Source organism: Arthrobacter sp. StoSoilB13 (assembly GCF_019977255.1).
GTDB lineage: Bacteria > Actinomycetota > Actinomycetes > Actinomycetales > Micrococcaceae > Arthrobacter.
This window is the reverse complement of sequence record NZ_AP024647.1, coordinates 1,524,184-1,549,002: the sequence shown is the minus strand read 5'-3', so window position 1 is coordinate 1,549,002 and position 24,819 is coordinate 1,524,184. Positions and strand designations below refer to the sequence as shown.

Genomic DNA, 24,819 nt, shown 5'->3' with positions numbered 1-24,819 from the left:
GTAGAATAAATGCTCGTGGCTCTTACTATTGGCATCGTCGGACTGCCCAACGTCGGCAAATCAACTCTTTTCAACGCACTGACCCGCAACCAGGTGCTTGCTGCGAACTATCCGTTCGCAACGATCGAACCGAACGTCGGTGTCGTTAACCTGCCGGATCCCCGTCTGGCCAAGCTGGCGGAGATCTTTGGTTCCCAGAAGTTGCTTCCCGCTCCTGTGTCGTTTGTGGACATCGCCGGCATCGTGAAGGGCGCATCCGAGGGCGAGGGCCTGGGCAACAAGTTCCTCGCCAATATCCGTGAAGCCCAGGCAATCGCGCAGGTTGTGCGTGTCTTCGACGACCCCGATGTCATCCACGTAGACGGCAAGGTTGATCCGCGCTCCGACATGGAGACCATCAACACCGAGCTGATCCTGGCAGACCTTCAGACCATCGAAAACGCGATCCCGCGTATCGAAAAAGAAGTCAAGATCAAGAAGCGCGAAGCAGCGGAACTGGCCGCCATCAAGGCAGCACAGGCAGTTCTGGAGCGCGGCGACACAATTTTTAGCTCAATCAAGAGCGACAAGCTGGAGATGGGGCACCTCAAGGAGCTCGGACTTCTCACTGCAAAGCCCTTCATCTACGTCTTCAATGCCGATGAAGGCATTCTTGGTGACCAGGAAAAGCAGGATGAATTGCGTGCCCTGGTTGCTCCCGCAGATGCCGTATTCCTCGATGCCAAGCTCGAATCCGACCTCGTTGAACTGGACGAGGAAGAAGCCCGCGAAATGCTGGAAATGAACGGCCAGAGCGAATCCGGCCTGGACCAGCTGGCGCGCGTTGGTTTCCACACCCTTGGCCTGCAGACCTACCTCACGGCCGGCCCCAAGGAAACCCGTGCATGGACCATTCGCCAAGGCGACACCGCGCCCCAGGCCGCGGGCGTGATCCACTCTGACTTCCAGCGAGGCTTCATCAAAGCCGAGGTCGTCTCCTTCGATGACCTCATTGACGCCGGCTCCATGGCCGAGGCAAAGTCCCGTGGCAAGGTCCGCATCGAAGGCAAAGAGTACGTTATGGCCGACGGCGACGTGGTGGAGTTCCGCTTCAACGTCTGATCTTTTGCTGGGTTATCCACATAGCGCAAAGCGGCTGTCCTGCGGCGCTTGAGCCTCGGGAACACTTGGTGAATGGGAATCCGATATTACGCATATGCATTCGACGGCGACGTTACTGACCAAGTACTTTCCGACCCTTTGAGCGTCGTGCCGGCCGACCCGCTTGCTGACGCCTGGGGCCTTGAACCTGGTGCCGGGACCAGCCATACCACCTTCGAGCAAGTTATATCTGAGCGCGACATGCTCTATCTGGACAAGGCGTGGCGGCATTTGCAAGTTCTCACTGCGCCATTGAGTGCGGGGGCGGCGGCGCGAACCGCTTTTCGCATGTTTGAAGGTAGCGTCACGATGCATGACGAAGGCTGGGAGCCTTGGGTGCGGGCCTTGTCTCCGTCAGAGGTTTTAGCGATTGCTCAGGACTTGGATGAAGTCTCTGACGGGGAAGTACGGCTGCGGTTGCCGGTTTCGTCGCACCTCGACGGTGACCTGGAGGTCGATTACGCCGTTGGCTATCTTCGGCGGGCGCGAACCTTCGCCAGGAATCTCGCTAACGAGGGACGTGGCATGGTCTACCTCATCGGGTAGCGATGATGATGTGGACGGATCTGCTCGTGGTCGCCGAGTGGTTCTTGCCAGGCAAGGAACGAAACTGCGGCCACAGGAACAAATTGGGACGTTCAGCGGTATCGCTACCGTGTGTCTCTCATTCCGACGTCGACGCGCCACTGACGCTCGTCCGCTACGTGCGGCTTTGCCGGCAGTCACTTGCAGGTGCGTTCCGCTTTAAATCCAAAACGCGAACGCTGCCCTGGGCAGCGAAATTGTAAAGGGTCTCGGTTCAGAGTATGAACCGAGGCCCTTTTTGTGCCTAGAAACAGCTTGTCCTGCTGTCAGACAGCGAATATTACCACCGAGTAGCTTTTGACTTGAAATTCCCGCCACTTTAGGCATCTGGAGGTTGCGGAACGGTTACAGTTTGGCCAGCGAGTCCCAACATCCGGACACAATGTGGGTAGGCTTACACACACATGTAGGCAACGTCACAGTAGGAAACCTGTGCTCGCGCCTGGGGGTCATCACAAATTTCCCCTGATCAACTCCACGACTCATAGGAGGCGGAATGCGTTTCTCGCGCACTTCCAAAGCTCTAGGCGTAGCGGCGGTAATCGCCCTCGCAATGACCGGTTGCGGCGGCGGCTCCGGCAGCAACACGAACAGTTCTGCCGCAGCCGACCCCAACAAGGTCATCACCGCATACAGCAACGAACCGCAGCACCCGCTGCTTCCCGCAAACACCAACGAGGTGTATGGCGGCCGCGTTGTCGAGCTGCTGTTCGAAGGCCTCCGTGCCTACGATGCCAGCGGCAAGCCGGTCAACGCGCTGGCCGAGTCCATTGACACCACGGACTCGCAGAACTGGACCATCAAGGTCAAGTCCGGTGCCAAGTTCACGAATGGCGAGGCCATCACGGCCAAGACGTTTGTTGACTCCTGGAACTTTGCAGCGCTGAGCACCAACCTCCAGAACAACGGCTTCTTCTTCGAGTCCATCGAGGGTTACGCCGATGTCAGTGCCGTGAATGAAACCACTGGAGCCGACGGCAAGAAGACCTCCACTCCGGCACCGAAGGCTCAGACGATGTCCGGCCTGGCAGCCAAGGATGACCAGACCATTACCGTCAAGCTGTCCCAGCCCGAGGCGGACTGGTCACTGCGCCTGGGCTACTCCGCCTTCTACCCGCTGCCTTCCGCGGCACTGAAGGACCCGAAGACGTTCGGTGAAAACCCGGTTGGCAACGGCCCGTACAAGTTCGCCAAGGAAGGTTCCTGGGTACACGACCAGTCCATCTCCCTGGTCAAGAACCCTGACTACAACGGCCCGCGTGCTGCCAAGAACGGTGGCGTGACCTTCAAGTTCTACACGGACCCGGGTCCCGCTTACACGGATCTGCAGGCTGACAACCTCGACGTCACCGACGTCCTGCCTTCGAACGCGTTGAAGACGTACACCACGGACTTCCAGGATCGTAACTCCACCAAGCCGGTTGCCAACAACTCCACCCTGAACATTCCGGGTTACAACCCGAACTTCCAGGGCGAAGCAGGCAAGCTGCGCCGCCAGGCGCTGTCCCACGCCATCAACCGTGAAGAGATCACCAAGGTCATCTTCAACGGCACCCGCACGCCGGCCACTGAATTCACGGCTCCCGTGCTGGATGGATACAACGACAAGATCCCGGGCAGTGACGTCCTGAAGTTCGACGTTGCAAAGGCCAAGGATCTTTGGGCCCAGGCTGAAAAGATCAAGCCTTACGACGCCTCAAAGCCGCTGCAGATCGCTTCCAACACCGATGGTGGCAACAAGGAATGGATCGACGCCGTGGCCAACGGCTTCAAGAACAACCTCGGCATCCAGGCTGAAATCCAGCCATTTGCAAAGTTTGCTGAAGTCCTCGACCTGCGCAAGTCCCAGTCCCTTCCGGGCCCTGACCCGCGCCGGCTGGCAGGGTGACTACCCGTCGCTCTACAACTTCCTTGGACCGGTGTGGGCAACCAACGCATCGTCGAACTACGAGAAGTACTCCAACCCGGAGTTCGACAAACTGCTCAAGGAAGGCCTTGCAGCCAAGACGCCTCAGGACGCCAACACCAAGTTCAACAAGGCACAGGAAATCCTGTTCCAGGATCTGCCCGGCCTGCCGCTGTGGTACCTGAACCGTCCGATTGTGTGGAGCAACAACGTCGTGAAGGCCGAGACCGGCTGGAACGGCGGCATCCTGTACTACAACATCGAGGCCAAGTAGTCCTCAGGATCTGAACTTGCCGTGAGGCATTGGGGGCCCGGCCATGGCGCCGGGCCCCCAATTGCTTGCTTCGGCAGGAAGGCAAACATGACACACCAACGCCCATCAAGCGGAAAGGGGTGACCTGTGGTTCGCTATATCTTGCGTAGGCTCCTCCAGGTAATTCCCGTTTTCCTTGGAACCACACTCCTTGTCTACTACATGGTGTTCGCCCTTCCCGGCGACCCCATTGCGGCGCTCTTCGGCGATCGCCAACCTCCTCAGAGCGTCATCGACGCCCTGAGGAACCAGTACAACCTCGATCAACCGTTCTGGGTGCAGTACGGGATCTTCCTGAAGAACCTGTTTACCTTCAACCTCGGCGTTGACTTTACGCAGCAACCCATTGCAGCCTCGCTGGCAAGGGCCTTTCCGGTGACGGCGATGCTTGCTATCGAAGCACTTATCATCCAGGCCGTCTTCGGCATCGCTTTCGGTGTTTTCGCCGGACTGCGCAAGGGCAAGTTCTTCGACTCCACCGTCCTGGTCGCCTCCCTGGTGGTGATTGCTGTTCCCACGTTCGTGCTCGGCTTTGTCTTCCAGCTCGTGTTCGGTGTCCAGCTCGGATGGGCAAAACCGACCGTTGGGGCCAACGCCGACTGGGGCAACCTGATCCTGCCTGCGGTGGTTCTAGGCCTTGTTTCCTTCGCGTACGTCCTGCGCCTGACCCGTGCATCGGTGAGCGAAAACATGAATGCCGACTATGTGCGGACCGCAACAGCCAAGGGGCTCTCGCGTCCGCGTGTGATCATGGCCCATATCCTGAGGAATTCGTTGATCCCGGTTGTGACCTACCTTGGTGCAAACCTTGGCGGCCTCATGGGCGGTGCCATCGTCACTGAAGGCATCTTCAACGTTCCGGGAGTCGGCAACAAGCTTTTCCAAGCCATTCAGCGCAGCGAAGGCCCCACCATCGTTGTGATCGTCAGTGTCCTTGTTCTTGTCTTTGTTGTCACCAATCTCCTGGTTGACCTCCTGTACGCCTGGCTTGACCCGAGGATCCGCTATGACCAGTAACACTGAACACTTCGTCGCCCCAATCGATGAGACTCCGCTGCAGGCCACGGACACCGTCAAGCTTGAACAAGCGCCCCTCAGCCTTTGGGCCGATGCCTGGCGCAAGCTGCGCCGGCGCCCGCTGTTCATCATCTCCGCTCTGCTAATCCTGCTGTTGACCACAGTTGCACTTTTCCCGGGCCTGTTTACGAGCGTTGCGCCCGACAGCGACTGTCAGTTGGCCAACTCGGAGGCAGGACCCACGTCCGGACACCCGCTTGGTTTCACGCTGCAAGGCTGTGACGTCTATTCGCGTGTCATTCATGGCACGCAAGCTTCGTTGTCCGTGGGCGTCCTGTCTGTGCTGTGCGTGATCGTCATCGGTGTGACCCTGGGTGCACTGGCCGGATACTACGGCGGCTGGCTCGATGCCGTACTTGCACGATTGGGTGACATCTTTTTCGCCCTCCCCATCATCCTGGGTGCCCTGGTCATTACGCAGCTGCCGTTCTTCCGGGAAAACAGGGGCGTCTGGACCGTCGTAATTACCATATCCATGCTGGCGTGGCCGCAGATGGCCCGTATTACGCGTGGTGCCGTTCTTGAGGTCCGCAACGCTGACTTCGTGACCGCAGCGCGTTCGCTGGGTGTCTCCAACTTCGGGGCGTTGCTGAAGCACGCGCTGCCGAACGCACTGGCTCCGGTGATCGTCCTGGCAACCCTGGAGCTCGGTGTCTTCATCGTTCTCGAAGCCACACTGTCCTTCCTGGGTGTGGGCCTGCCGCCGAGCGTGATGTCGTGGGGTAACGACATCTCGGCGGCCAACGCGTCCATCCGCACCAACCCCGGAATTCTGCTCTACCCGGCAGCGGCACTGTCCATCACCGTCCTGAGCTTCATTATGCTCGGCGACGCCGTCCGCGATGCTCTTGATCCCAAGAGCCGTCAGCGCTAAGGAGGCGAACATGGCTTCTGCCAACATTAGAATCGATGAAGTCGCGGCACAGGTAAGGCCAATCCTGGAAATCAAGGACCTGGCCATTACCTTCAGGACCGGCTCCGGTGAGGTCAAGGCGGTAAAGAACGCCCACTTGACCATCATGCCGGGCGAGACTGTCGCCATCGTGGGGGAGTCCGGTTCGGGGAAGTCGACGACGGCCCTCGCCGCCATTGGCTTGCTGCCTAACAACGGACACGTCTCGGGTGGACAGATCCTGCTGGACGGCGAGGACATCTCCCATGCGCCGGAAAAGCGCATGATTGAACTCCGCGGCAGCCACATCGGCATGGTTCCCCAGGACCCGATGTCCAACCTCAACCCGGTCTGGAAGATCGGTTACCAGGTCCGCGAGACCCTCAAGGCCAACGGTCGTCCGGACGGACCCGAAGACGTTGCCCGCGCTTTGGCTGAGGCAGGTCTTCCCGATGCTGGACGGCGCGCCAAACAGTATCCGCATGAGTTCTCCGGCGGTATGCGCCAGCGTGCTCTCATTGCCATAGGGCTAAGTTGCCAGCCCAAGCTCCTGATCGCGGACGAGCCCACCTCTGCGCTGGACGTCACAGTCCAGCGCAAAATCCTGGACCACTTGGATACCATGACCACGGAGCTCGGTACGTCCGTGCTGCTCATTACCCACGACCTCGGCCTTGCGGCTGAGCGCGCAGACAAGGTAGTGGTCATGTACCAGGGCAACGTTGTTGAAGCAGGACCTTCCTTGGAGCTGTTGCGCAACCCGCAGCACCCCTACACACGGCGACTGGTGGAATCGGCACCCTCGCTCGCATCGCGCCGAATCCAGGTTGCCAAGGAGCAGGGCGTGGAAGCCAGCGACCTCCTTGCTCCCGTGGCGGCAGCCAAGGCCCCATGCAACGGACGAGGTCCTGCAGATCAAAAACCTGCGCAAGGTCTACAAACTGCGGCAGGGGCTGGGCAAAACCGCGGACTTTGCCGCCGTGGATGACGTCAGCTTCCACGTCAAGCGCGGAACCACCACGGCCATTGTGGGCGAATCCGGGTCGGGTAAATCCACCGTGGCCAAAATGGTCCTCCAATTGGAGAAGCCCACCGAGGGCCGGATTGTGTTCGACGGCGTGGATACCGCTGGGCTCAAAGGCAAGGATCTTTTCAAGTTCCGGCGCCGCGTACAGCCGATTTTCCAGGATCCTTACGGTTCCCTGGATCCGATGTACAACATCTTCCGGACCATCGAAGAGCCTCTACGTGTCCACAAGATCGGAAATGCGGCGAGTCGCGAAAAGAAGGTCCGCGAACTGCTGGACCAGGTGGCTTTGCCACAGTCCATGATGCAGAGGTATCCGAACGAGCTTTCCGGTGGGCAGCGGCAACGCATTGCCATTGCCCGGGCCTTGGCCTTGGATCCCGAAGTGATCATCTGCGATGAGGCCGTTTCGGCACTGGACGTCCTGGTCCAGGCCCAGGTGCTGAATCTCCTGGCAGACCTCCAGGACAACCTGGGCCTGACCTACCTCTTCATCACCCACGACCTCGCGGTGGTCCGCCAGATCGCGGACCACGTCTGCGTGATGGAAAAGGGCAAACTGGTTGAGACGGGCAGCACGGACGATGTCTTCGACAACCCGCGCGAGGCTTACACGCAGGCCCTGTTGGATGCCATTCCCGGCGGCTCGCTGCTGCTGCCGCCCGCGGTGGCCTGACCGCCGTCGTACTCTCCGCCGACGAGAGAACAGCAAGAGCCGGTGGTACCCACATGTGGGAACCACCGGCTCTTGCCGTTAAGGAGTCGGCCCCACAACGGTGCCCTATTCGGCTGACACCGACGCGGCGGTGTCCGGGCGGGCTGTGAGGCCGAGCGCGGTCAATTCCCGCGCCAGAACACTGCCCAACTTCGCGTGGCCGGACGGCTTCATGTGGACGCCGTCCTGGAGGTCTGCAACGGCATCGTAGCGGGTCAGCCAGTCGCCCGCGCTGACAAACGGGATCGCTTGCTTGGCGGCGATCCGGCCTAGGAGTGCGTCCACCTCGGACCGGCGGCCGCCACCATTCTCGGCTCCCCGGGCCAACGTCCCGATCATCGCCAGGCGAGCCCCCGGATAGCGCTTCCTGAGCGCAGCGAGGAGCCGTTCGGCGTTACTTGTGATCTGGGCATCGGTGGCCTTTTGTGAGGCGTCGTTGCCGCCACCCTGGACCACGATCAGTGGCGGATCTCCATAGGGCAACAACCAGTCCCCGCGCTGGAGGGCGTCGATGTAATTGCCCGTTTTGCCGTTGGAGGCAACGAATCCCGTGCCGCCCATGCCCACCACGTGCAATTTGTATCCAAGCGCGGAGATTCCCCTTTGCGGCCATGAGTCCTTGGGCATGGCCTGGGAATCGCCAATCAACACGGCCGTGTGGCGTACGTCGGCCAGGACCACTTCGTCGCGGTTGTTCGACGGATTTCTGTAGAGCGAACCCACTGGCAGGTCCAGGGCACCCGGGGTGGGCGCTATCGTACGGGGTTTGTCCGCGGCGGACGTCTCGGCAGGAACGGGCGCGGCTGAGCGCGAGGGGGTGGATGGTGGGGTTGCTTGGTTTGGTCCGCAGCCGACCACCAGAACGCCAACGGCGATCAAGGGTGCGAGCAGGCGGAACGCGGCCGAGGCTTTGCGCATCGTTGGTCTCCGTATGGCACTGGTTCTGCAGCAATCATGGGGCAAAGGAAACAGAAAATCCAGCATCTTGACTGCCGGTTACTAAAGCGTGATGTGCTGTGATGGACGCCACAATTAGGGCCTAAATGGCTTGCTTTTTAGGCTGATAAATGCAACTGCGTTTAGACTTGCTGTAGGTGCCCTGTGTCCCGGGGTCTTTTCGTTGTGTGTTCCGATCAGGTGATCAGGTATGCGCGCGGATACAAACAACTGACTTCACCACTGAAACGAGTCATCAACGCATGTCTGAAACCATCACCAACACTGCGTCGCGGAGCGATCTGCGCAACGTCGCGATCGTCGCACACGTTGACCACGGCAAGACCACCCTGGTCGACGCCATGCTCAAGCAGACCAACTCCTTCGCTTCCCACGGTGAGGTTGAGGACCGCGTCATGGACTCCGGTGACCTTGAGCGCGAAAAGGGCATCACGATCCTCGCCAAGAACACCACGGTTGCTTACAACGGCCCGTCGTCCAACGGCGAAACCATCACCATCAACGTCATCGACACCCCCGGCCACGCCGACTTCGGTGGCGAGGTCGAGCGCGGCCTTTCCATGGTCGACGGCGTCGTCCTGCTGGTCGACTCCTCCGAGGGTCCGCTGCCCCAGACCCGCTTCGTGCTCCGCAAGGCCCTTGCCGCGCACCTTCCGGTGATCCTCCTGGTCAACAAGACGGACCGTCCCGACGCCCGCATCGATGAGGTTGTCCACGAGTCCATGGACCTGCTCCTGGGCCTGGCTTCGGACCTTGCCGATGAAGTTCCGGACCTGGACCTGGACAAGGTCCTTGAGGTTCCGGTTGTCTACGCTGCTGCCAAGGTTGGCCGCGCCTCCCTGGACCAGCCGGACAACGGCTCCGCCCCGGAGAATGAGGACCTTGAGCCGCTCTTCAAGACCATCATCGAGCACATCCCTGCTCCCACTTACAACCCGGATGGCGTGCTCCAGGCGCACGTGACCAACCTGGACGCTTCGCCGTTCCTTGGCCGCCTCGCCTTGCTCCGCATCTACAACGGCACGCTCCGCAAGGGCCAGACCGTTGCCTGGGCCCGCGCCAACGGTGAACTCAAGAACGTCAAGATCACCGAACTCCTGGCCACCAAGGCACTGACCCGCGTTCCTACCGAGTCGGCCGGTCCGGGTGAGATTGTTGCTGTCGCAGGCATCGAGGAAATCACCATCGGTGAAACGCTTACGGACGCCGAGAACCCGCAGCCGCTGCCGCTGATCACGGTGGACGACCCGGCGATCTCCATGACCATCGGTATCAACACCTCGCCGCTGGCCGGCAAGGTCAAGGGCGCCAAGGTCACCGCCCGCCAGGTGAAGGACCGCCTGGACAAGGAACTGATCGGTAACGTCTCCATCAAGGTTCTGCCCACCGAGCGTCCCGACGCCTGGGAAGTACAGGGCCGTGGCGAACTCGCCCTGGCAATCCTCGTTGAGCAGATGCGTCGAGAAGGCTTCGAGCTGACCGTTGGCAAGCCGCAGGTAGTCACCAAGACCATCGACGGCAAGATCCACGAGCCGATGGAACACATGACCATCGACGTCCCCGAAGAATACCTCGGTGCCGTGACCCAGCTCATGGCAGCCCGCAAGGGCCGCATGACCAACATGGCCAACCACGGCACTGGCTGGTGCCGCATGGAATTCATCGTCCCGGCCCGTGGCCTCATCGGCTTCCGCACCAAGTTCCTCACCGACACCCGCGGTGCGGGCATCGCGGCGTCCATCTCCGAAGGCTACGAGCCGTGGGCCGGTCCCATCGAATACCGCACCAACGGTTCGATGGTTGCCGACCGCGCCGGTGTCGTCACCCCGTTCGCCATGATCAACCTGCAGGAGCGCGGTTCCTTCTTCGTGAAGCCCACGTCTGAGGTTTACGAAGGCATGATCGTCGGCGAGAACTCACGCGCCGACGACATGGACGTCAACATCACCAAGGAAAAGAAGCTCACCAACATGCGTGCTGCTTCCTCGGACACCTTCGAGAACCTGACGCCGCCGCGCGATCTGACCCTTGAGGAATCCCTCGAATTCGCCCGTGAAGACGAGTGTGTCGAGGTGACTCCGGAGGACATCCGTATCCGTAAGGTCATCCTCGATTCCAACGAGCGTGCCAAGGCCAACCGCGCCCGCGCCAAGGCATAGTCCAGCCCGGACCAATCCGGCTGTACCAGAATGAACAAAGGAGTCGCCAGTGCGGCCCGTGGCATCGCCATCGCCGTGCTGGCGGCTCTTTTTGTTGCTGCGGCAGGCACGGCACTGCACCGGCAAACCGTGGTGCTCTCCGGCGTCGACGTCCCCTGGGGCGTCTGCGCAGCGCTGTTGTTGCTTGCGTCCGTCCAGTTGTGGTTGGCGGCGTGGTCGGTTTCAGTTATTCCGACGGCGGTAGCTGGCGTAGGGGCCTATGCCGCCGTCGGTGCGTTGTCGTCCGGAGGACCCAGCAAACAGTTGTTGCTGGGCGACGCCATGGGCAACATTTGGGTGTTTGGCATTGCCGCGGTCACCTTGATCATGCTTGTGGTGGCCAGCCGGCTACGGATGCGCTGGCGCGGCGCTGCTCATACGCAGCGTCTGGCACGCAGCCGCTAACGCTGCCCGCGCCGCGGTGGAGGAGGAGGAACTTCCTTTGCCGCGATGACCAACCCCAGTGGAATTTCGACGTCGGAGGTCCGCGTTCGTACGGTGCAGCTGCTTTCCGTGGTGGTCACCAGGTACCCCAGTGCGTCCGTGAGCCCGTCCTCGATCCTGTAGCGCACCACCACCCGGATGCCCGGCTGGGCCTTGAGCAGAAATTGTCTGGGTGGCAAATGCGGGGGAGTCACCGTTTCATACTAAGACGCGGGCTAGGTTGGCGTCATAGCACTGTTGGATAATAGGCTCAGAAGTTGAGTGTCCGGCATGCTGCCGGCCGTATTACCCCGGCTGTGGCCGGGACAAACCGTGGAGAGGTCTGGGACGTGACGTACGTAATCGCGCAGCCGTGTGTAGATGTCAAGGACAAGGCATGTATCGAAGAATGCCCTGTCGACTGCATTTACGAAGGTGAGCGTTCCCTCTACATCCACCCCGATGAATGCGTCGACTGTGGTGCCTGCGAACCCGTATGCCCCGTGGAAGCCATCTACTACGAGGATGACACCCCGGAAGAGTGGGCCGACTACTACAAGGCCAACGTCGAATTCTTTGACGACCTCGGTTCCCCGGGCGGCGCTGCGAAGATCGGCAACACCGGCAAGGACCACCCGTTCATTGCCGCCCTGCCCCCGCAGAACCAAGACCACTAAGGGCGGTTGCTTCCTTGATTTCCGCGGCACCGGCCTTTGGCCTTAACCTGCCCGACTACCCGTGGGAGGCCATGGCACCGTATGTCGCCACGGCCGCCAAGCATCCCGGGGGAGCAGTCAACCTGTCCATCGGAACACCGGTCGACCCCACTCCCGGCCTGATCCGGGATGCGCTGGCAGCGGCGTCGGATGCGCACGGTTACCCAACGGTGCATGGCACGGAAGCCTTGAGGCAGGCTGTCGTGGACTGGTTTGCCGCCCGCCGCGGAGTGGTCAACCTGGATCCGAAGGACGTTATGCCCACGGTGGGTTCCAAGGAACTCGTCGCCTGGTTGCCTTTCCTGCTGGGCCTTGGCAACGGGGACGTCGTAGTCAGGCCTACCGTTGCCTACCCCACATATGACATCGGTGCGATGCTGGCAGGAGCCACTGCCGTGGCGGCTGACAGCCTGGACGAACTGGATGCCGCCACGCGCGCAAGGGTTCGCCTGGTGTGGATCAATTCGCCGGGCAATCCCACGGGCAGCGTCCGGAGTGTCGAATCGCTCCGGGAGATCGTGGGCCAGGCACGCGAAGTCGGCGCCGTTGTAGCCTCCGACGAATGCTACGCCGAGCTTGGCTGGGGCGAATGGGATGTTCAGCGTGGGGGAGAAGCTGTCCCGAGCATCCTGGACCCACGGGTTTCCGGTGGTTCCACGGATGGCCTGCTGTGCGTCTATTCGTTGAGCAAACAGTCCAACCTGGCCGGCTACCGGGCTGCTTTCGTGGCTGGCGACTCCGCGATTATGGCCAACCTTGTTAACAGCCGGAAGCACGCAGGAATGATCGTGCCCTATCCGGTGCAGGAAGCGATGCGCGTCGCTTTGGGCGATTCGAACCACGTCCTTGCACAGAAGGATCTCTACCGCGGACGTCGGGAGAGGATCGTTCCGGCTCTTGAGAAGTTCGGATTGCAGATCCATGAGTCCAACGCCGGCCTCTATCTGTGGTCTACGGCCGGGGAAGCTACGTGGGATACGGTGGCCCGTTTTGCTGAGCTGGGAATCGTCGTAGGCCCCCGGTGTCTTCTACGGTGATGCCGGTAACGGCTTCATCCGGGTGGCACTAACCGGCAGCGATGAACGCATTGACGCAGCCGTGGAGAGGTTAAGCGCAGGCTCATAACAATGCTGTGACTTGTGCCACAAGCCGCGTCATTTCGCCAGTAACCGGACGGAACGGATTAGTTCCGGGGGGTTACTGGCGGTAGCTTTTTAACTGACTATCAATGGTGGCCTTCAATAAGAAAGCACTGCGGTCGTTGGAGCCCTGCAACAGTGGGGCCGAAAACGGCGTCACCAGAAGTTGGTTGGACAAGCGTTCTATAGAGGCCCAGAGGCCTCATGAAGGGGACTCCATGACTGAGACCACCAGCGCGACACTGCGCCATGCCGGCGGCGAACTTGAACTGCCGCGCATCCAGGTTGTAGAAGGAAACGAAGGTTATGACGTTTCCAAGCTGCTGAAGCAGACGGGCGCCGTTGCCTATGACCCCGGCTTCATGAACACAGCGGCCACCACCTCGGCCATCACGTACATCGATGGCGACGCGGGCATCCTGCGCTACCGCGGGTACCCGATCGAGCAGCTCGCCCAGCACTCGAGCTTCCTGGAAGTTTCCTACTTGCTGATCTACGGCAACCTTCCCACTCCCACGGAGCTGGAAGCCTTCGATCAGCGCATCCGCCACCACACGCTCCTGCATGAGGAACTGAAGGGCTTCTTCGGCGGATTCCCGCGCGACGCCCACCCCATGCCGGTGCTTTCCTCGGCTGTTTCGGCGTTGTCCACGTTCTATCAGGACTCGCTGGATCCCTTCAACGCGGAGCACGTGGAAGTTTCCACCATCCGCCTCATGGCCAAGCTGCCGGTTATTGCCGCTTACGCCCACAAGAAGTCCATCGGCCAGCCGATGCTCTACCCGGATAACTCCATGAACCTCGTGGAAAACTTCCTGCGCCTGAGCTTCGGCCTCCCGGCCGAGCAGTACGAGCTGGACCCCGTTGTGGTCAAGGCCCTTGACCTGCTGCTCATCCTGCACGCTGACCACGAGCAGAACTGTTCCACCTCCACCGTCCGCTTGGTAGGTTCCTCCAACGCGAACCTCTTCGCCTCGGTATCCGCTGGCATCAACGCCCTCTTCGGTCCCGCCCACGGTGGCGCCAATGAAGCCGTGCTGAAGATGCTGCGCCAGATCCAGGCCGAGGGCATCAAGCCCGAGGACTACATGGAAAAGGTCAAGAACAAAGAAGACGGCGTCCGCCTCATGGGCTTCGGTCACCGTGTCTACAAGAACTACGATCCCCGTGCCAAGATCATCAAGGCAACGGCCCACGAGGTCCTGGGCAAGCTCGGCGGCAACGACGAACTGCTGGACATCGCCATGCGCCTTGAAGAGAAGGCCCTGGCTGATGACTACTTCATCCAGCGCAAGCTGTACCCGAACGTGGACTTCTACACTGGCCTGATCTACAAGGCGATGGGTTTCCCGGAGAAGATGTTCACTGTCCTCTTCGCCATCGGCCGCCTCCCGGGCTGGATTGCCCAGTGGCGCGAAATGATCAACGATCCCCAGACCAAGATCGGCCGCCCGCGGCAGCTCTACACAGGGGAGCCGGAGCGCAACTACCCGGCCAACTGATTCGGCAACAGCGTCAATCACGACGGCGGCCGCCCACCTCACGCGAGGTGGGCGGCCGCCGTCGTTGGTTCCGCCTGTGATAAAGCAACGCGGGGTCACTTACGGCCCATAAAGCAGGCCGAAATGGGCCCTAAGTGACCCCGCGTTGTTATTAGGAAGCGTTGTACCCGTAGGGGTTGTTCTTCTGCCAGCGCCAGTGGTCCTCGCACATCTGGTCCACAGTCTTCGTGGTGGACCATCCGAGGTCTGCGAGGGCGGAAGAAGCGTCAGCCCAGAAGGCGGGGAGATCGCCGGCGCGGCGGTCGGTGATCTCGTATGGAATCGGCCGGCCTACGGCCTTCTCGAATGAACGCAGGACCTCCAGAACGGACGAACCGCGGCCCGAGCCAAGGTTCCAGCGGCGGACTCCCGCCCGATCAGCGATGAAGTTCAGTGCCGCTACGTGACCTTCGGCGAGATCCACGACGTGAATGTAGTCGCGCTGGGCTGTTCCATCGGGGGTGTCATAGTCGCCGCCGAAAACCATGAGCTTCTCGCGGCGTCCCACGGCAACCTGGGCGATGAAGGGGACAAGGTTGTTGGGGATGCCCTGGGGGTCCTCGCCGATGCGTCCGGACGGGTGCGCGCCAACCGGGTTGAAGTAGCGCAGCAGTGCGATATGCCAGCGGTCGTCCGCATTGCCCAGGTCCGACAGGATGTCCTCGATCTGTTCCTTGGTACGGCCGTATGGGTTGTTGGCACCGATTTCCATCTTCTCGATGTACGGGATGGGATTGTGCTCGCCATAGACGGTTGCGGAGGAGCTGAACACGATGGAACGGACGTTGTGCTTGTCCATGGGCCCGGAGCAGGTTCAGGGTCCCCACGATGTTGTTGTAGTAGTACGCCAATGGCTCCTGAACGGATTCGCCCACGGCTTTTAGTCCTGCGAAATGGATCACGGCATCGATCTGGTGCTGGTCGAACACGGCCTCGACGGCGGGCTCGTCCACCAGGTCGACCTTGTGGAAGGCCGCTGTCTTGCCAGTGAGCTCGGAAACCCGGCGCAGGGACTCTTCGCTGGAGTTCACAAGGTTATCGAGCACGACGACGTCATGGCCGGCTTCCTGAAGGGACAGAACGGTGTGTGAGCCGATGTAGCCGGTGCCACCCGTGACAAGAATTTTCATGGTGTCTACGCTATCGGAAATCGGAGCCACGCCGCTCAGTGTTGAGCGGTGTTGAAGCACGTTCGTGCTAAAAAATACTGGTGCCCAAAATTGTTGATGCCGAAGTCCGGCGCCAGGAAGTTGTCCAAGCTGTCTTCAGGATCATCGCAAGCGACGGTTTGGAGCGGGCATCCCTTCGTGAAGTAGCTGATGAAGCCGGGCTGGCCGTCGGCTCAGTGCGGCACTATTTTGCCAGCAGCGACGAGCTACTCGCGTTCTCCTTTGCCTCCGTCATCGACCGCATCAGCGCCCGGCTGGAGTCAGCTTTTCTTGCCGTTGAAAGCGAAACTCCGGGCAGCGCCGGGCAGCACGCCGCGGTGTTGAACCTCTTGGGTCAGTTCCTTCCCTTGGACGAACAGCTCGCTATGGACGCCTGCGTTTGGATGGCCTTCCGCCACGCTGCGCGAATCAAACCCGCCCTGGCTGCCGAGGCCGAACGTAGCCACCGCGCAGTCGCTGCCATTGTGGGACGCCTCATCATGCTGCTGAGCCCCGGCGAAGCCGCAGCCCGGCAAAGCCTCGTCACAGAGGCTGAGCGGCTCCTGGCCACCATGGACGGCCTTTGCATGCACGCCCTGCTCCAGCCGGAATGGATGACGGCCGAGATGTGCAGTGACGTCCTCACGGCTCATCTCGCGGCTTTCGCTCCGGCGCCGGCCACGCAATAGACTGACCGGCCACGCCATAGGCAGTCCAGCCACGCCATTGACTGTCCCGGCGTCCCGCGGATGTCCGCAGGAGGACCAATGTGCCGCTCGGCAAGCAGTGCGTCCCGCACCGTTACCGTAGCAAGCCAACGGGAATAGACTGGGACATGTCGGGAACCTGCCAAGGGAGGAATTCGGATGCATGAGTCAGGCGGCCCGGGATGGCGCATCACCATGGACACGTCCGGGCCGATGCTCATCGCCCTGTACTTGCGCGATGTAGCTGGACTCGACGGTGCCGGAAAGCCGTTGCTGTCGCACGCTGCTCCCAAGGTCCGCCATGCCGACCATAGTCACCTCACCTCGGATGTGGGCGGAATCAACGCCCTGAAAACCGAGTGGGAGGCCTGGTGGGAAAAGCTCGTGAAGACCTATCCCGACCCCGCACTTGAGCTCGCGCCACCCAGTTTCAAGGCCTTCGGCAATTCCCCTGCCCTCCAGCGTGTCCTTCAGGCACACTTTGGCTCAGCTTTGGGATGGGCAACAGACAGGATCGATGAATACGCAAAGATCGAGGCAGAGCGCGAAGCCAACGGGGTCACGGGAGTCCTGAACGAGATGGTGGAGGACCGGCTTCTGGAAGTCGGGCGTAGTTCGCGGGACTTTGATCTCACCATCATCGAGTTGCCGCTCAACGAACCCCGTGCCTGGTACTTGGAGCCCAGCACCATGATCATGAGCCACAAGCTGCTGTCCGAGCCCGATGTCTTCCGCAGCTATGTCCAGCCTGTGGTGGAGATACTGGCCTAGGTAGCGGCTTTGCACCCCCTATGTACCAGTTAGGTAGTGGGTGCCGAGACCGTGATGGTCACTGACTCAGACGGTGCCGCCGACGCAATCCACCCGCTGCGTTTTTCCCTGTTCCACGTCTGGCCGCCAACATCCACTTGCGTGATGGAGAGGGACTTGGCATTGGCCACTGCCCAATGGGCAACTGCCCATGCTTGCGTACCGGTGATATCCAGTTGCACCGAGCGGCCCTGGACTGTGGCGCGCTGGGGGCCGAACGCCGTCGTCAGTTCTTGTACGACGGCGGCAGGGTCACCAGCTGCTTCAGGCATCCGGAGTTCACAGGTCAGCGCGGATTCGGAATGACCGGTGAGGGCAGAAGCGAAGGCACGCCCCATGTTCTCGTGCTGGGCGTATGCCCGAGGGAACGCGGAGCGCTGGACCTGCTGGGCTGCCTGGGTAATTTCCATGGTCTCGTAACCGGGAATTTTGATGAGGCCGTTATAGAAGGCGTTTGTCGCATAGACGGGGTCCATGACCTGTGCCTCGGTTCCCCAGCCTTGCGATGGCCTCTGTTGGAACAACCCGCGGGAATCAGGTCCTGCATCGTCACCATAATTGATGTTCCGTAGCTTGGATTCCTGCATCGCGGTGGCGAGGGCTATGCTTGCCGCCCTTGGTGGAAGTCCGCGCTGAACGGAGATAGCCGTGATGAGCGAGGCGTTGGCCGCCTGGTCGGTAGCCAACTCGTAGCTTTCGGAACCCATGACGGCGAGGCAGCGCTCCGAGACCAGGGTCTCGGAGCGCTGCAGTATGGCAACTATCGCGTAGATAGCACCGGCCACGAGGGCCAGCGCAAGCACCGCAACAATGGCGCGGCGGAACCGGCGCATTGCTTGTCTTCTGCTAGTTGGCGTGGAGTGCCTCGTTCAACTCCACGGTCTGGCCCTTGCGGGGCAGGACTTCCACGCCACCGGTTGTGGAGTTGCGGCGGAACAGCAGGTTGGGAACACCGGAAAGCTCGACGGCTTTGATGATCTTGCTGGTATCTTCACCGTTCTCATCCTTGGGACCAGGCACACGGACGCGGGTGCCGGCGGTGACGTAGAGGCCGGCTTCCACCACGGAATCGTCGCCGATGCTGATGCCGACGCCGGAGTTTGCACCAAGCAGAACGCGCTCGCCCAAGGCAATCTTTTCCTTGCCTCCGCCGGAGAGCGTACCCATGATGGAGGCGCCGCCGCCGACGTCCGTGCCGTCACCGGCCACCACTCCAGCGGAGATGCGGCCTTCCACCATGGACGTGCCGAGGGTTCCGGCGTTGAAATTCACGAAGCCTTCATGCATCACAGTGGTGCCCTCAGCGAGGTGCGCACCCAAACGGACGCGGTCAGCGTCGGCGATCCGCACGCCTGTGGGGACCACGTAGTCAACCATGCGCGGGAACTTGTCAACCCCGTAAACCACGACGTTGCCGCGCTTACGCAGGCGCGCACGCGTCATTTCAAAACCTTCGACGGCGGCTGGACCGAAGTTGGTCCATACGACGTTGGGGAGCTTGCCGAAGACGCCATCCAGATTGATGCTGTTGGGCTTGACCAAGCGGTGCGAAAGGAGGTGAAGACGCAGGTAAGCATCGGCGGTGTCGGCCGGCGCGGCGTCGAGGTCGATCTGGGCGAAGACCACTTTTTGCTCGGTACCGCGATCGGCGTCTTTGCCGTCGTCGGCCAGGGCGGTGAGTGCGGGATCGGCATTCTCGACGTCGCGAAGGGTTTCAGCGGCTACACCCAGGGCAGGCGCCGGGTACCAGACATCCAGCACGGTTGCTTCCCCGGACGGCGAGGTTGCGATGGTGGCGAGGCCGAATCCGTAGGCTGATCGGTGGTTTGCGGGCACAGCAGAGGAAGCAGTTTCAGTCATGGCCCCAGTGTATCGACCGCCCATGGCACGGCTGAAACCCGTCTCACCCCGGGGTAGGTCGCATTTGTTGCCCGGAACACAGCGGCCCGGAGCGTTAAGGTGGAGTGGTGACCCTTAACCCTGCCCCCGCCCTGCTGGACCTGCGCCAGGACGTCGCCTTGCTGACCGCCGCGCTCATCGATATCAACAGTGTCTCCGGCAACGAGACTACGCTCGCCGATCTCGTCGAGGCCGGCCTGCGCGCCATCCCCGAATACACCGTGGTGCGCGACGGCGACGCCATCGTTGCCCGAACCGAACTTGGCCGCTCCGAGCGCGTCATCCTCGCTGGACATTTGGACACTGTGCCGCTGCCCACGGTGGAAGGCTCGTTGGGCACCGTTCCGGCGACGTGGGAGTCGGGCATCCCCGGGGAAGGTGTGCTTTATGGCCGCGGGACTACCGACATGAAGGGCGGCGTTGCCGTGCAGCTCGCACTCGCGGCGACCCTGTTCGACGACGGCAAAGAGCCGGACAAGGATGTCACCTTTGTCTTCTACGACCACGAGGAAGTGGAGGCAGTCAAGAGTGGCCTGGGCAGGCTGGTCCGCAACCATGGCGACCTGCTCCTGGGGGACTTCGCCATTCTCCTCGAGCCCACACACGGCACAGTTGAAGGGGGCTGCAACGGAACCAGCCGGTTCGAAGCGACCACCATCGGCGAAGCCGCCCACTCGGCCCGTGCGTGGATGGGAAGCAACGCCATCCACGCTGCTGCACCAATCCTCGCCCGCCTCGCAGCCTACGAGCCGCGGACCATCAACGTGGACGGCCTCGACTACCGGGAGAGCCTCAATGCGGTCAGGATCAATGGCGGCACGGCAGGCAACGTCATTCCGGACCGCTGCGTCGTAGAGATCAACTACCGCTTCGCTCCGGACAAGACGCCGGACCAGGCCGAGGCCCACGTGCGGGAGCTCCTGGAGGGATTCGACGTCGTTCGAACGGACGCTGCTGCCGGCGCCCGGCCCGGACTGAACCACCCTGCAGCTGCGTCTTTCGTGGCCGCAGTCGGCGCGGAACCAAAGCCCAAATACGGTTGGACCGACGTCGCGCGTTTCAGTGAGCTGGGCATCCCGGCCGTGAACTTCGGACCCGGGGATCCATTGCTGGCACATAAGGACAATGAACATGTCGACGCCGGTGCCGTCCGGGAATGCCTTCGTGTTCTCCGGTCGTGGCTGGTTCGCTAAGGTCCAAATGCACTCTGCAAGCACATAAAAAGAAGGTCCGCAGCCGAATGAACGGCTGCGGACCTTCTTTTCATGACTAACGGAATGTTCCCGGTTCTACTTCGCTTCAGATCCCGGGACGTTTACCTCAAGGTCAACGGTCTTGATGGCCGAAGCCATACCTCCTGCGGCCTTCTTGGAGCCGCGCCTTTCGATCCAGATCGCAAGTCGGGAAACTGACAGGTTGATCAGGATGTAGATCGCGGCGCCAACGAAGAAGGCGGAGAACAGCAGGCTGGGTTCCAGGTCCGAGATCAGCTTCACCTTACGCAGCAGTTCCTCGTAGGCCACGATGTAGCCAAGCGAGGTGTCCTTGAGGAGGACGACCAACTGTGCAATGAGTGAGGGGAGCATGCGGCGGATTGCCTGGGGGAACTCGATGCTCATCCTGGACTGGAAGCTGCGCAGGCCAATGGCCAAACCTGCCTCGCGTTGTCCCTTGGGAAGTGACTGTATGCCTGCCCTCAGAATTTCGGCAAAGATCGCCGCGTTGTAGAGGACCAGGCCGCTGACAACTGCTATGAAGGGGCTGGTGGCGAACACCAGCAGCACGAAGAGGATCATGAGCACCACTGGCATACCGCGGAGGAACTCAAGGACCACCTGCGTGGGCACCCGGATCCACGAGATCAGCGAGATACGGAGCAAACACAGTGCGACTCCGAGGGGAAGGCAATGACGGCTGCAATGCCGGCTGCCTGCAGGGTGGCAAGGACGCCGTAGCCGAGCTGCGTCCATACGTCCTTTGCAGACTCGTTAACAAAGACTTCCCAACGGGAGGCGTTGAATATGCCCTGCGAAGACAGGATGACAATGGCTCCCACCACGCCACCGGCAATGATGATGGACCCGACAACTGAACCAATGAGGGAAACGCGGCGGGCCCCTTGGGGCCTGGTACGTCATAGAGAACCGAAGTCATCGGGCAATCGCCACCTTTTTCTCGACGAAGTGGGCCAACAAGCCCAGAGGCACTGTGATCAGCAGGTAGAAGAATGCCACACCGATCAAGATCCACATGACTGCGTCACCATGGCTGTTTGAACAACTGCAGGCCGTAGCCGAAGAGCTCCAGGACAAAGAAGGCACCCGCCACGGATGAGTTCTTGACCAGCGCAATCATGATGTTGATCAACGGGGGTACAACGGTGCGAACGGCCTGGGGCAGGACCACCAGGCCCAAAACCTGCGTGAACGTCATGCCAATGCTGCGGGCTGCCTCGGCTGTCCGACCGGGACGCTGTTGACGCCGGATCGCACAGCTTCAGCAACAAATGCTGCGTGTAGCTGCTCAACGCGATGATGGCGGCCACTTCAAATTGTTCAAACTTGACGCCAAGCCGGGAGCACATTGCTGAGAAAAAGAAAATTATTGTGAGTGGGGTGTTTCTGGCGACTTCAACATAAAACGTGCTGAAGCCCGTAAGGCTGCCACGGGCGAGACACGCATTGCGGCGAGCAGAGTACCTGCTGCCAGCGCGATCACGCCGGACACGACGGCTAGAAACAGGGTTCGGAGAAAATCCGTCCCAATATTGGGGGAGGCTTTCGAAGATGGCGTCACATTGGCTTCCTTCGGCTGCGGCGGAAAGGTAGGGAGTCCTCAAGGTCGGTGGCTGCCGCCCTTCCCACGAGGGGAGGGCGGCAGCCACCGGCTTCCGACTAGTAACGGTCGATCTTGGGCAGCTCAGGAGCGGTCTTGATGACCTTTCCTGCTGTTGCTTCCCAGGCCTTCTTGTAGGTGCCGTCCTTGGCGAATTCCTCCAACTGGTCATTGATCCAGTTGCGGAAGACCGTGTCGTCCTTCTTCAGGCCGATGCCGTAAGGCTCTTTTGTGAAGGTTTGGTCCGAAGCGAGCTTGAAGGCGTCCGGTTCCTTGTCAACGTAACCGGCGAGGATCACGTTGTCCGTGGTGACGGCGACAACCTGCTTGTTGCGCAACGGCTCCAGGCAAGCGGTGTAGTTGGCGGCCGGAACCAGTTCGGCGCCGTACTTTTCAACGATGGTCTTGGCTGGCGTGGAACCCGTAACGGAGCAAACTTTCTTGCCCTTCACGTCCTCGGGCTTGGTGATGGAGTTGTCGTCCTTGTTCACCAACAAAGCCTGGCCGGCTTCGTAGTACGGACCCGCGAAGGCGACCTTCTGCTTGCGAGCATCGTTGATCGTGTAGGTGGCAATGACGATGTCAACGCGGCCCTGCTCGATGAACGGTTCACGGTTGGCGGAAACAGTTTCAACCCATTCGATCTTGTCAGTTCAATGCCGAGCTTGGCGGCGATGGCCTTGCCGATTTCGACGTCGAAGCCGACAGGCTTGCCGTCAAGGCCCTTCTGGCCGAACAGCGGCTGGTCAAACTTGGTACCAATGGTGATCTTCTTGGCCTGGTTCAACTTCGCCATCGTGGTACCGGCCTCGAAGCTCGCCGAGGCAACAGGCGGAGTGGTGGTGCCACTGCCTCCACCACAGGCTCTCAGCGAGAGGGCCAGTGCAGCCGAAGCGGCCACCAGGAGAGATTTCCTCCGGGTAATAAAAGCCTTCTTCATGACATTCTTTCATTGGTTGGCCGTCGTACGGCCTGGGTGCGGTCCGTGCGGGCCTGGATGCGGTCAGCAGGGAGCTAGTGGGTCAGAAGCTTGGACAGGAAGTCCTTGGCGCGGTTGCTCTGCGGATTGGTGAAGAATTCCTCGGGTGTTGAATCTTCCACGATCTGGCCATCGGCCATGAACACGACGCGGTCGGCTGCCTTGCGGGCAAAGCCCATCTCGTGGGTAACCACGATCATGGTCATGCCTTCCTTTGCCAACTGGATCATGACGTCCAGGACCTCATTGATCATTTCGGGGTCCAGAGCCGAGGTTGGCTCGTCGAACAACATCACCTTGGGCTTCATGGCAAGTGCGCGGGCAATGGCCACGCGCTGTTGCTGGCCACCGGAGAGCTGCGCGGGGAGCTTGGGAGCCTGGTGGCCGACGCCGACACGTTCCAGGAGGGCCATGGCCTCCCTTTCCGCCGTGCCCTTGGCGACGCCCTTCACCTTGATCGGTCCCAGCGTGACGTTCTCAAGGATCGTCTTGTGGGCGAACAGGTTGAAGGACTGGAAGACCATTCCCACGTCTGCACGCAGGTGGGCGAGTTCCTTGCCTTCTTCCGGGAGCTTCTTCCCGTCGATCGCGATGTCGCCGTCGTCGATCGTTTCCAAACGGTTGATGGCACGGCACAACGTGGACTTTCCGGAGCCGGACGGCCCGATGACCACGACGACTTCACCCTTCCGAACCTGGAGGTTGATGTCTTTGAGGACGTGCAATTGACCGTAGTGTTTGTTGACGCTGTTCAGGGAGACGAGCGCATCGCCGGACACTTGAGTAGTCATAGGACGAATCTAGCGAACAAAGACACAATTATGACCACGGTCACGGCAAGTTCCTCCAGATCGTGACTGAACAGAAACCTGCCCTCCAGCGATATACCAGACTGCAATGCAAGAACCGCGTCGTAGCGTCTTCGCTTGCATTCATCCGCGCTAGCCTTGGGCAATGAGCATTAGCCAGCACCCGATTTCCGGCCCCGACGCGAATGGCCACGTCGCGGGCGTCAATGTGCCCCTGCCTTCGGAGATTCCACCGGCCAAGCACAAGGGTCCTTTGGAACTGCGACGCAAACAGGCAGACACGGGAATGTCCGATCAGCATTTACTGGACACGAGCGGTGCCGGGCAATTCATCCACACCGATCCCTGGCGCGTCCTGAGGATTCAGAGCGAATTCGTTGAGGGCTTTGGGGCCTTGGCCGATATTGGTCCGGCGGTCAGTGTTTTCGGTTCTGCCCGTACCAAACCGGGAACCGAGTACTACGAGATGGCAGTGGATGTAGGACGCAAGCTCGCCGAAGCCGGGGTCGCAGTGATCACCGGCGGCGGTCCGGGCTCCATGGAAGCCGCCAACAAGGGTGCTGTTGAGGGCAACGGCGTATCCGTCGGGCTGGGCATTGAGTTGCCGTTCGAGCAGGGCTTGAACCAGTGGGTGGACCTGGGCATCAACTTCCGGTACTTCTTCGCCCGCAAGACCATGTTCGTGAAATACGCCCAGGGCTTCGTCGTCTTGCCCGGCGGACTTGGAACCTTGGACGAGCTGTTCGAGGCAATGGTCCTGGTACAGACACGAAAGGTGACATCGTTCCCGATCGTGCTGCTGGGTGTCCGCTTCTGGGGTCCAATGATTGAGTGGATCCGGGACACTTTGGTTGCTGAAGGGATGGTGTCTGAAAAGGACCTGGACCTGATCCAACTGGTGGATGACCCTGCCGATGCCGTCCACCGCGTCTTGCACGGTGCTCCGCTTCCGGCCACCACCAATGGAAACCAGCGCCCGGAGTAGGCGGCTGTTTCTGGCACG

The 24,819-nt window shown here is 60.9% G+C and carries 17 protein-coding genes and 7 pseudogenes; 15 read left to right on the top strand and 9 right to left on the bottom strand.

The annotated features are described in order from the left end of the window. The first annotated feature begins 15 nt into the window (after window positions 1-15). From ychF to LDP01_RS07230, 6 genes and pseudogenes are all read left to right on the top strand, one after another. Entirely contained in the window at window positions 16-1,101 is a 1,086-nt protein-coding gene (gene ychF / locus LDP01_RS07255) for a redox-regulated ATPase YchF (RefSeq protein ID WP_224088214.1), read from the top strand. 72 nt (window positions 1,102-1,173) lie between these two features. Next, window positions 1,174-1,686 (top strand): DUF1877 family protein, encoded by a 513-nt coding sequence (locus tag LDP01_RS07250; protein ID WP_224088213.1) that lies wholly within the window; start codon window positions 1,174-1,176, stop codon window positions 1,684-1,686. 535 nt (window positions 1,687-2,221) lie between these two features. Next, window positions 2,222-3,905: pseudogene (locus tag LDP01_RS07245) on the top strand (peptide ABC transporter substrate-binding protein). Window positions 3,906-4,031: 126 nt separating this feature from the next. Beyond that, window positions 4,032-4,961, top strand: a complete 930-nt coding sequence (locus LDP01_RS07240) for an ABC transporter permease (RefSeq protein WP_224088212.1) — start codon at window positions 4,032-4,034, stop codon at window positions 4,959-4,961. Further along, window positions 4,951-5,895, top strand: coding sequence for an ABC transporter permease (locus tag LDP01_RS07235; protein WP_224088211.1), 945 nt, complete (start codon window positions 4,951-4,953; stop codon window positions 5,893-5,895). The genes LDP01_RS07240 and LDP01_RS07235 overlap by 11 nt, the downstream gene beginning before the upstream one ends. 10 nt (window positions 5,896-5,905) lie before the next feature. Continuing rightward, window positions 5,906-7,616, top strand: a pseudogene (locus tag LDP01_RS07230) (ABC transporter ATP-binding protein). Window positions 7,617-7,721: 105 nt separating this feature from the next. Here the strand turns inward: LDP01_RS07230 and LDP01_RS07225 are convergent. Continuing rightward, window positions 7,722-8,573, bottom strand: coding sequence for an SGNH/GDSL hydrolase family protein (locus LDP01_RS07225; protein WP_224088210.1), 852 nt, complete (start codon window positions 8,571-8,573; stop codon window positions 7,722-7,724). Window positions 8,574-8,854: 281 nt separating this feature from the next. Between LDP01_RS07225 and typA the strand changes: the two genes are divergently transcribed. Beyond that, complete coding sequence (gene typA / locus LDP01_RS07220) at window positions 8,855-10,771, top strand: translational GTPase TypA (protein WP_223933779.1); 1,917 nt, start codon at window positions 8,855-8,857, stop codon at window positions 10,769-10,771. A gap of 30 nt (window positions 10,772-10,801) precedes the next feature. Next, window positions 10,802-11,215: a hypothetical protein gene (locus LDP01_RS07215; protein ID WP_224088209.1), complete on the top strand. Its 414-nt coding sequence runs from the start codon at window positions 10,802-10,804 to the stop codon at window positions 11,213-11,215. Here LDP01_RS07215 and LDP01_RS07210 read toward each other — a convergent pair. Continuing rightward, entirely contained in the window at window positions 11,212-11,448 is a 237-nt protein-coding gene (locus LDP01_RS07210; protein WP_224088207.1) for a putative acetyltransferase, read from the bottom strand. The genes LDP01_RS07215 and LDP01_RS07210 overlap by 4 nt on opposite strands. Window positions 11,449-11,583: 135 nt before the next feature. Between LDP01_RS07210 and fdxA the strand changes: the two genes are divergently transcribed. The 3 genes and pseudogenes from fdxA to LDP01_RS07195 all read left to right on the top strand — a co-directional run bounded on the left by fdxA (window position 11,584) and on the right by LDP01_RS07195 (window position 14,590). Beyond that, window positions 11,584-11,910, top strand: coding sequence for a ferredoxin (gene fdxA, locus LDP01_RS07205; RefSeq protein WP_018776555.1), 327 nt, complete (start codon window positions 11,584-11,586; stop codon window positions 11,908-11,910). A gap of 14 nt (window positions 11,911-11,924) precedes the next feature. After that, window positions 11,925-13,074: pseudogene (dapC, locus tag LDP01_RS07200) on the top strand (succinyldiaminopimelate transaminase). 232 nt (window positions 13,075-13,306) lie between these two features. Continuing rightward, window positions 13,307-14,590, top strand: a complete 1,284-nt coding sequence (locus LDP01_RS07195) for a citrate synthase (RefSeq protein WP_224088206.1) — start codon at window positions 13,307-13,309, stop codon at window positions 14,588-14,590. Window positions 14,591-14,741: 151 nt separating this feature from the next. Here LDP01_RS07195 and galE read toward each other — a convergent pair. Then, window positions 14,742-15,759 (bottom strand): annotated as a pseudogene (gene galE / locus LDP01_RS07190) (UDP-glucose 4-epimerase GalE). 80 nt (window positions 15,760-15,839) lie between these two features. Here galE and LDP01_RS07185 point away from each other — a divergent pair. Together LDP01_RS07185 and LDP01_RS07180 are read left to right on the top strand one after the other, a co-directional pair. Continuing rightward, window positions 15,840-16,466 carry a TetR/AcrR family transcriptional regulator gene (locus LDP01_RS07185; protein WP_224088205.1) on the top strand — a complete coding sequence of 209 codons (627 nt, stop codon included), beginning with the start codon at window positions 15,840-15,842 and terminating at the stop codon, window positions 16,464-16,466. Between the two features lie 177 nt (window positions 16,467-16,643). Beyond that, the gene (locus LDP01_RS07180) at window positions 16,644-17,255 is read left to right on the top strand and encodes a hypothetical protein (RefSeq protein WP_224088204.1); all 612 of its coding nucleotides are present in this window, start codon (window positions 16,644-16,646) and stop codon (window positions 17,253-17,255) included. Window positions 17,256-17,284: 29 nt separating this feature from the next. Here the strand turns inward: LDP01_RS07180 and LDP01_RS07175 are convergent, their stop codons facing one another. Further along, a complete protein-coding gene (locus LDP01_RS07175; protein WP_224088203.1) occupies window positions 17,285-18,127 on the bottom strand; it encodes a transglycosylase SLT domain-containing protein in 843 nt (280 codons plus the stop codon). A gap of 13 nt (window positions 18,128-18,140) precedes the next feature. Continuing rightward, entirely contained in the window at window positions 18,141-19,154 is a 1,014-nt protein-coding gene (dapD, locus tag LDP01_RS07170; RefSeq protein ID WP_224088202.1) for a 2,3,4,5-tetrahydropyridine-2,6-dicarboxylate N-succinyltransferase, read from the bottom strand. 107 nt (window positions 19,155-19,261) lie between these two features. Between dapD and dapE the strand changes: the two genes are divergently transcribed. Next, window positions 19,262-20,386 (top strand): succinyl-diaminopimelate desuccinylase, encoded by a 1,125-nt coding sequence (gene dapE, locus LDP01_RS07165; RefSeq protein WP_224088201.1) that lies wholly within the window; start codon window positions 19,262-19,264, stop codon window positions 20,384-20,386. A gap of 96 nt (window positions 20,387-20,482) precedes the next feature. Here dapE and LDP01_RS07160 read toward each other — a convergent pair. The 4 genes and pseudogenes from LDP01_RS07160 to LDP01_RS07145 all read right to left on the bottom strand — a co-directional run bounded on the left by LDP01_RS07160 (window position 20,483) and on the right by LDP01_RS07145 (window position 23,798). Further along, a pseudogene (locus tag LDP01_RS07160) lies at window positions 20,483-21,347 on the bottom strand (amino acid ABC transporter permease). Then, window positions 21,344-22,032: pseudogene (locus LDP01_RS23670) on the bottom strand (amino acid ABC transporter permease). Before LDP01_RS23670 ends, LDP01_RS07160 begins: the two co-directional pseudogenes overlap by 4 nt. Window positions 22,033-22,087: 55 nt before the next feature. Next, a pseudogene (locus LDP01_RS07150) lies at window positions 22,088-22,968 on the bottom strand (glutamate ABC transporter substrate-binding protein). A gap of 74 nt (window positions 22,969-23,042) precedes the next feature. Beyond that, window positions 23,043-23,798, bottom strand: a complete 756-nt coding sequence (locus tag LDP01_RS07145) for an amino acid ABC transporter ATP-binding protein (protein WP_216924118.1) — start codon at window positions 23,796-23,798, stop codon at window positions 23,043-23,045. 163 nt (window positions 23,799-23,961) lie between these two features. Here LDP01_RS07145 and LDP01_RS07140 point away from each other — a divergent pair, with 163 nt between their 5' ends. Continuing rightward, entirely contained in the window at window positions 23,962-24,801 is an 840-nt protein-coding gene (locus tag LDP01_RS07140; RefSeq protein ID WP_224088199.1) for an LOG family protein, read from the top strand. The last annotated feature ends 18 nt before the right edge of the window (window positions 24,802-24,819 follow it).

Coding starts and splice junctions, on each gene's coding strand:
- LDP01_RS07215 (WP_224088209.1), top strand. CDS start 10,802: ATGAACAAAGGAGTCGCCAGTGCGGCCCGTGGCATCGCCATCGCCGTG.
- LDP01_RS07195 (WP_224088206.1), top strand. CDS start 13,307: ATGACTGAGACCACCAGCGCGACACTGCGCCATGCCGGCGGCGAACTT.
- LDP01_RS07140 (WP_224088199.1), top strand. CDS start 23,962: ATGAGCATTAGCCAGCACCCGATTTCCGGCCCCGACGCGAATGGCCAC.
- dapD (WP_224088202.1), bottom strand. CDS start 19,154: ATGACTGAAACTGCTTCCTCTGCTGTGCCCGCAAACCACCGATCAGCC.
- LDP01_RS07180 (WP_224088204.1), top strand. CDS start 16,644: ATGCATGAGTCAGGCGGCCCGGGATGGCGCATCACCATGGACACGTCC.
- LDP01_RS07225 (WP_224088210.1), bottom strand. CDS start 8,573: ATGCGCAAAGCCTCGGCCGCGTTCCGCCTGCTCGCACCCTTGATCGCC.
- LDP01_RS07145 (WP_216924118.1), bottom strand. CDS start 23,798: ATGACTACTCAAGTGTCCGGCGATGCGCTCGTCTCCCTGAACAGCGTC.
- LDP01_RS07175 (WP_224088203.1), bottom strand. CDS start 18,127: ATGCGCCGGTTCCGCCGCGCCATTGTTGCGGTGCTTGCGCTGGCCCTC.
- LDP01_RS07235 (WP_224088211.1), top strand. CDS start 4,951: ATGACCAGTAACACTGAACACTTCGTCGCCCCAATCGATGAGACTCCG.
- LDP01_RS07250 (WP_224088213.1), top strand. CDS start 1,174: ATGGGAATCCGATATTACGCATATGCATTCGACGGCGACGTTACTGAC.
- typA (WP_223933779.1), top strand. CDS start 8,855: ATGTCTGAAACCATCACCAACACTGCGTCGCGGAGCGATCTGCGCAAC.